At 66.8% G+C, this 6,978-nt stretch carries 6 protein-coding genes and 1 pseudogene; 2 read left to right on the top strand and 5 right to left on the bottom strand.

Going from position 1 to position 6,978, the window contains the following annotated elements; translation table 11 throughout:
• Positions 1–219 precede the first annotated feature (219 nt).
• From AC2VON_RS19800 to AC2VON_RS19785, 4 genes and pseudogenes are all read right to left on the bottom strand, one after another.
• On the bottom strand, positions 220–768 hold the full coding sequence (locus tag AC2VON_RS19800; protein ID WP_486954472.1) for a DUF6262 family protein: 549 nt from the start codon (positions 766–768) through the stop codon (positions 220–222).
• On the bottom strand, positions 765–3,254 hold the full coding sequence (locus tag AC2VON_RS19795) for a tyrosine-type recombinase/integrase (RefSeq protein WP_486954471.1): 2,490 nt from the start codon (positions 3,252–3,254) through the stop codon (positions 765–767). The genes AC2VON_RS19800 and AC2VON_RS19795 overlap by 4 nt, the downstream gene beginning before the upstream one ends.
• Entirely contained in the window at positions 3,251–4,408 is a 1,158-nt protein-coding gene (locus tag AC2VON_RS19790) for a tyrosine-type recombinase/integrase (RefSeq protein WP_486954470.1), read from the bottom strand. Before AC2VON_RS19790 ends, AC2VON_RS19795 begins: the two co-directional genes overlap by 4 nt.
• Before the next feature lie 136 nt (positions 4,409–4,544).
• Positions 4,545–5,795, bottom strand: a pseudogene (locus AC2VON_RS19785) (IS3 family transposase); the annotation flags it as partial.
• Positions 5,796–6,139: 344 nt separating this feature from the next.
• Here AC2VON_RS19785 and AC2VON_RS19780 point away from each other — a divergent pair.
• Both AC2VON_RS19780 and AC2VON_RS19775 read left to right on the top strand, forming a co-directional pair.
• On the top strand, positions 6,140–6,379 hold the full coding sequence (locus AC2VON_RS19780; protein WP_428899673.1) for a hypothetical protein: 240 nt from the start codon (positions 6,140–6,142) through the stop codon (positions 6,377–6,379).
• 3 nt (positions 6,380–6,382) lie between these two features.
• A complete protein-coding gene (locus AC2VON_RS19775; protein WP_428899672.1) occupies positions 6,383–6,652 on the top strand; it encodes a hypothetical protein in 270 nt (89 codons plus the stop codon).
• Here the strand turns inward: AC2VON_RS19775 and AC2VON_RS19770 are convergent.
• A partial coding sequence (locus AC2VON_RS19770) for a transposase (RefSeq protein WP_486954469.1) occupies positions 6,649–6,978 on the bottom strand: 330 nt, incomplete at its 5' end. The two genes, AC2VON_RS19775 and AC2VON_RS19770, sit on opposite strands and share 4 nt — an antisense overlap.

The raw sequence follows: 6,978 nt of genomic DNA, 5'->3' as shown, positions 1-6,978 counted from the left end.
CCGATTTCAGTTGATCTCGCAGGCCACGGGGTGATGGGTGTGGCTGCATCGGGCAGCGTACTCGGCGGGGGTGAGGTAGCCCAGCGCTGAGTGACGCCGGTTCTCTAGGGGTCGCGGCCTGAGGCGCGCTGTAGACTCCCGCGTTTCCGCAGTTCTCGCGGCTGATTCTTGAACGATATGGTGCGCAACAGGTGTGGTGCAAGCACCGAGCCTGGCGTGTCATCCGGTCGGCTGGGAAACGTTGAGCTGGGCCATGAGTTCGCGGTTGGCGGCGCGGGCTGCGGCGAGGTCTTGGTCGCGTTCTTCGAGGTGCAGCCGCATCTCGACGATTTGTTGTTCGAGTGTGACGATGCGTTGCTGAAGTTGGTCGATGTCGGTGGGTGCGCCGAGTCCGGTTGCCCGCCAGGCTTGTTCGCCGAGTAGTTCGGACAGCCGTGTCTCGAGTTGTTGGGTGCGTGCGGCCATGCGGGTGCAGCGTTGCTGGGCGGCGAGCAGGTCGGCTTGCAGTGATACGCGGGTGACCCGGGGTCCGATGTCGGGTTTGTCGGGTGGCTGGGTTTCGGCGGCATGGATGCGCTCAAGCAGGTCGCGGTGGCGGTAGAGGAACGTGCGGTCGACTCCGGCGCGGCGAGCGATGTCGGTGACGCTGAGTTCGGCGCCGTCCTTGATGGCGGTGTCGAGCGCGGAAAGGACGCGCTGGCGGCGTCTGGTGGAGTCGGCTCGTCGTCCGTCGATCATCGCGTCGACGGCAGGGGTGGTGGTGGTCATGGGGTTCTCTCCGGGCGCAGCTCGGGCAGGGGTTGGCGAGTGCGGGGCATGCCGAGTGTGACGCTGCGGTGGCGGCGCACGACGGTGACGGCTTGTTGAAGTTGTTGTCGCTGTTCGGGTTCGAGTTCATCGAGTCCGTTGCTGATCTGCTCGATCAGGCGGCGGATGCGGCGGATTTCCTCCTCGGAGGGCATGGCCTCTGCGCGTGCCCATGGATCGAGGTCGGTGGTGGCGATCAGGCGTTCGCGGGTGCGTAGCAGGTCGTCGAGGTAGGCGTGCAGGTCGGGCAGGTAGGAGACGTCGGTGCGGAAGTGGTCGCAGCCGGCGCAGCGGAACCGGAACGGGCAGGCGCCGCCGCCGGCCTTGACGTTGGACGGTTCGGCGCAGACGCCGAACGGGACGGCGACCTCGCCGATGGCGCGGCGGGCGTGTTCGGAGTCCAACAATGCTTGGGCTTGCCGCCAGATGCGGTTGCCGTGTCGGTCGAACTGCATCGCTGTGACGCGGTCGACGGCTTCGCGGCGGCGGGTTTCCCCGACTCGGTAGTAGCCGCTGGTGGTGTCGAGTTTGCGGTGCGACATCAGCTCCCGCAGCACTTCAACGGGAACGCCGGCGTCGGCGTGGCGTTGGGCGTAGCTGTGCCGGTAGGCGTAAAGCACGATCTTGGTCTTGTCGTATTCGATGCCGTCGGCGTTGTGCAGCACCGGCATTCGGTCCACCCAGGTGCGGTGGGCGAACGCGAGGCTAAAGCTGGTGATCGCGCGGCGTCCACCGGGGTTGCGGCGATCGGTGGGCAGCAGCTTGAGCTCGCCGATCGGGGTGTCCGGGTAGCGGGACCGGACTCGTTGCTGCTGGGCGACGATCACCGCGGCGGTCTGCTCGTTGATCGGCAGGCGCCGTGCGGGGCGGTTGGCCTTATGGTTGTCATAGATCAGCACGGGCTGCCCGTCGTCGTCTCGGGTCAGGCAATCAAAGTCCAACTCGCAGATCTCTTCGGGACGGCGGCCGGTGTCGATGGCCAACTCGACCGCTGCGCGTATCTCCGGTGAGGTCAGTTCATCTAGGCGTGCGCACAGCTGGGCCATGATTTCCGGTGGCAGGTCCCGGTTAGGTTCTGGCGGTTCGGGTTCGGCGGGCACATCCGTATGCCCGATCACGAAGTCCTCGCCCAGCCTGGCCGCGATGGCCCCGGGCCGGGTCAGCCCCATTGCCCGGATGCGGGTAAGCACCCCGCGGACCTCCCGGCAGGCCCGGATCCGGGCGTCGCCGCTGATCTGCCCGATCGATTCGAGGTAGGCCAGCCGGTGCAAGAACGCCTCCATGTCGGCTCGCCCCAACGCCGCTGGGTGTTCGCCACGGTCGTCACGCATGCGCAGCGACTCCGACAGCCGCACCAGACAACCAATGTAGTGACGCACGGCCAGGCCAGCGCTGGTGCGCCGCCCAGGTCGCACGCGTCGTTTCGGCAGGTCGTCAGCGGCCCACCGTTTGGCCGACTCCCGCAGCCAGACCTGGCTGATGCCGGTAAACGACACCGTGCCGTGATGGCCAAACACCGTCAGATCCCATTCATCTTGAGCGACTTCGGTTTCCGGGTTCGACAGGGCCCGGCGAGCATGCCCGATCAAGCAGTTGGCCAGCCCGGTGAACTCCAGGCCGCGGCCGTCGCCGATGGCGTAGTCGGCCAACGAGCGCACCTGCTGGCGGCGGACATCGTTGCACACTGCCCGCAGCACCGCGTCGCTGGTTTTGACGGCGTTGATCCGGCAGCGCTGCTGCAAGCCCACCAGCAATTCGGCCACCACCAGCGGCGGCAAGCCACGCAGACTAACCTCACCACCGCGCCCGATCGCCGGTTCGATTGCCCGCCATCGTGTTTCATCCAGATGCGGGTCGCGTGCGCGGAGGGTGCGCAGCCGCTGCTGGTGCGCCTCGCAGTAGAGCCCGTCGGGGTTGCGTCGCTGTCGGGTGCAGGCCGCGACCACGCACGGCCCGCACGGCGCAAGCGGGCGGGTTTGCCGGTGAGCACAGAACTCGTCGACATCGACAACCGGCAAGGCGCGCAATTGTTCTGCATGCGCGCGACACAACCCGGAGTTCGCCGACTCCCACTCCCGTCGACAACCATCCACGACACATGCATCCGGTCCGCGCCCCGATCGTTCGCGATCCCGCGGGGGAAGCGAGGCGATCTCATCATCACCAAACCCGTGCTCGGCGAGCCGACGCCGGCACGAGAAGCAGATCCGCGACGAGGCCGGCGCGGTCGTCGAACAGCCCGCCGCGCGGCAGACAGCGCGTCCCAACAACGGATGCTCCGGCGTGAACGACAGCACCCGCCGTTGCGGGTCCCAGCCGGCCTCGGCGAGAAACGCAGGATCGATCACCGCCGCGATCGCCGCAGCGTGCCGATCGGTCCCCGCGGCGGCGAACACGTGCATACCGCCAGCAACAACCGCGCCGGCTGGCACCGGCGCGGCGCTCACCGGTCCGTCCCGGTCAGCTCGCGGGGACTGCGGACCCGCTCGACAGCCTCGCGCAGCCGGACCGGGTCGGGATGCAGATAGACCTGCGACGAACTCATCGCCGCATGCCCCATCAGGGCGGCGATCTCGTCCAGGCCGGCACCGGCGTCGGCAAGGTTGCTGCCGAACGCGTGGCGCAGCCGATGCGGCGTCATATGTTCGATCCCGGCCCGTCGCGAGCAGGCGGCGATCACCTCATTGATCGCATCCGGGCGCATCGGTGCGCCGATCGGCTCGCGAAACAGGTTGACCAACAAGAAATCCGACTCAGAGGCCCGCGGCACCGCAAACCGCTCGAAATCGTAGACGTCGAACAGCTGCACTGCCAGAAAATCCAGCGGCACCACCCGCTGGCGGCGGGATTTGGCCCACGCCCCGTTCGGATTCTCCCGGCGCACCACATGCAGATGCGCCCGCGGCATCTCACAACCCAGCAGCCGCGAATCGGCCAACAGGTGAACATCCGAGCGCCGCAGGCCGCACAACTCGCCGCGCCGCAGCCCCGCCCGGGCCATCAACACCACGATCAGCCGGTCCCGCGCCGAGCGGCAGGCGCCCAGCAGTGCCACGATCTCAGCATCGCTGGCCCGGTCCACCATCGCCTCTGGCTCGTGCAACCGATGCCGCGCCCGCATCCGCCAGGCCATCCGATGTTCCTCACCGCGAGCCTGCGCGGGCAGATCACGCTCGTCAGCCAGCTCATAGATCAGCGGCATCAGCTCGCCAGACGCCCGCCCGGATGCCACCGCGTGGGCGACAAAGCCCCGCACCGCGGCCAGCACGCCGTTGATCCGCCGCGCCCCGCGCACCGGTTCGGTGCCCGGACCAGCCAGCACCTGCCCGCCCACCACGACCTCGACACCGCTGGATTGCGGTCCGGCGTGGCGCAGCCAGGTGATGAACAGCCCCAACGCCGCCACCCCGTCATGCCAATGCCGGCCCGTGCGCGCACACCAGCGCAAGAACAACGCGATCCCGCCCGCATATGACCTGGTGGTCAACTCCGAGCCGTCACGACCGAATCGGACATGGCGCAAGAACGCGTCCGCATCGGCCACCACGGCCAGATCCTCATCGAGCACCGTCCAGTACCTCACCCCAGACGGCAACCTCACCGGAAATGCCCGCACCCTGATCTCCTCTCGCAGCAGGCAGCTTTACCACTACCAGCCACGAGCACCACAGCCCGGGAGATCTGTTGCAGAACCGGCCCGTGTCGCCGGTCTATGCAACGTCACACAACAGGTCAGCTAACCCCAGAAAATTGTGCTCGTGGTTGTACCAACGGAAGAATCGGTCGCAGTGCATTCGGGCGGCCTCGATAGACCCGAATCGCTCGGGGAAGTCGGGGGCCGGTATTTCAGCGTCTTGAACTGGGCCTCCGAAAACGGATTGTCGTTGGAGACGTGCGGCCGCGAATGTGACTGGGTGACAACGCGATCGGCGAGCAAGAACGCAACTGGCTTGCTGGTCATGGAACTACCGCGGTCGGCGTGGATGGTCAACTGGTCACGGTCGATGCCTTGCTTGGCGCAGGTCTGGCGGATCAGCACCTCGGCCAGCGCCGCCGATTCGCGGCTGGCGACCATCCAGCCAACGACGTAGCGGGAAAAGATGTCCAAGATCACATACAGGTAGTAATAGGTCCACTTCGCTGGGCCACGCAATTTCGTGATATCCCACGACCACACCGCATTTGGCTCGTTCGCGACCAGTTCGGGTTTCACCTTCGCCGGATGGGTGGCCTGGGCGCGGCGCTCACGCACCTCGCCGGCTTGGCGCAGCAGCCGGTAGAAGGTCGACTGCGAGCCCAGGTAGACACCTTCGTCGAGCAAGGTGGCCCACACCTCAGCCGGCGCGACGTCGGCGAACCGGTCGCTGTGCAGCGTATCGAGGATGGCCTGCTGCTCGGCAGCGGTCAGCGCCCGCAGCTGGTGGCGTTGGCGGTGCGGGATGGGCTCTGGCCGTGCCGGTGGCGGGCTTTGCCGGTGGCGCCGGTAGTAGTGGCCTGCGCGGTACCCACTGCTTCGCAGGCGGCCCGCACGCCCAGTTGCGGTGCCAACTCCATGACGGCCTGATCAGTCATGGTGTCGACCTCGGATCGGTATCCGCGCTCTCGGAGAGAGTCTCCAAGAGCGCGTGCAGTTTTGCCTGGACGTCCACCACGGCGCGGGTCTTGGCCAGCTCCTGCTCCAGTCGCTGCTTTTCGGCTTGCAGGCGGGCGATCTGCTCGGCGGCCGGATCACGGCGCTTGCGCCCGCGTGGGGCGGCCAGTCCCGCCAACGCGCCGGCGTCGCGGGCTTTGCGCCACTCAGTGATGTGGCTGGAGTACAGCCCCTCACGGCGCAGCACCGCGCCCTTCTCACCCTCGGGTGCCGCGTCGTAGGCAGCGAGTACCTCCAGCTTGTACTTGGCGGTGAACGTCCGCCGCCGGGCGCGTTCGGGCACCTCCGGGTCGGGGCGTTGCGTTGCATCGTCAGCCACCCCACCAGGATCTTCGATCCCGGTCGCTCGGGCCAACGTCGTCACCTTGTTCGTCATTTCGGGGAGCCTCTCCATCCCCGCCCTCGAGTCACTAAATGTCAGGGGGCGGGTGCCTCAACCCAGGCTGACAGAGAGGGGAATTGCGTGAACAGAATGCCAGGCTCAAGCGGCTTTTGGCCGAAGCTGAGCTAGAAAAGGACGCTTTGCGCGAGGTGGCCAAGGGAAAATTTTGAGCCCGGCCGCCAAGCGCCGTGCCGTGGACATGCTCAAAGAGGTTCGGGGCATGTCCGAGCGGCTGGCGTGCACAGCGGTCGGGCTCGCCCGTTCCACCTATCGCAGGACCCCGGTTGCGCTGACACCGGATGATCCCGACGCTGATCTGCGGCGATGGCTGCGCACCTACTCCACTGCCCATCAGTGTCATGGGTTTCGGCGGGCCTGGGCCGCGCTGCGCCATGATGAGCACCCGCGGTGTGAACAAGAAGAAGGTGCACCGCTTGTGGAAGGAAAAGGGCCTACAGCGGCGCGTGCACAGTCCACGCAAGCGGGCTGGCATGTCGTCGGCGCCGGAAGTGGTTACTGATGCCCTGAAGGTGGTGTGAGCGTTGGATTTCCAGTTTGATTCCACCATCGACGGCAAGGTCGTCAAGATCGCGTCGATGCTCGATGAGCACACCCGTGAATCGCTGCTGAACATCGTGGAGCGCTCGATCACCGCCGAACGTCTGATCGCCGAACTGCGCACGTGTTTCGCCGCGGCCGGCGGGGCCTCCGCTAGTGCTGCGCATGGACAACGGGCCGGAGCTGATTGGTCATGTCCACTGGAGTGGTGTAAGAGTGCGTTCGATCGCGTGACCCTTCGTGGGACAGTCTAGGTGGTCAGGGCTGGGGTGTCGTCGGTTTGCTGGGGGCTGGGTTGGTCGGTGCTGGTCGCGGCTGCGCGGGCGCGGGTGAGCACGTCTAGGCCCAGGTAGCGGCGGCCTTCGATCCATTCGTCGTGTTGTTCGGCGAGCACGGCCCCGACGAGGCGGATGATCGATGCCCGGTCGGGAAAGATGCCCACGACGTCGGTTCGCCGCCGGATTTCTCGGTTGAGGCGCTCTTGTGTTATCTGTAGTCCGGTGGTCGGGCAGGGCTGTGATCTGCTGGTTTGCGGTGTGGACGATGTCCGCGACGTGCTCTTTGCGCTCGGCTGTCGGCC

It is taken from the genome of Mycobacterium sp. TH-M82 (assembly GCF_057473605.1).
The sequence above is the reverse complement of the archived record's forward strand: the minus strand, read 5'-3'. Positions and strand labels throughout refer to the sequence as shown.

Excerpts from the sequence above, each read along its gene's own strand:
- AC2VON_RS19780 (WP_428899673.1), top strand. The coding sequence starts at position 6,140 with ATGATCCCGACGCTGATCTGCGGCGATGGCTGCGCACCTACTCCACTG.
- AC2VON_RS19800 (WP_486954472.1), bottom strand. The coding sequence starts at position 768 with ATGACCACCACCACCCCTGCCGTCGACGCGATGATCGACGGACGACGA.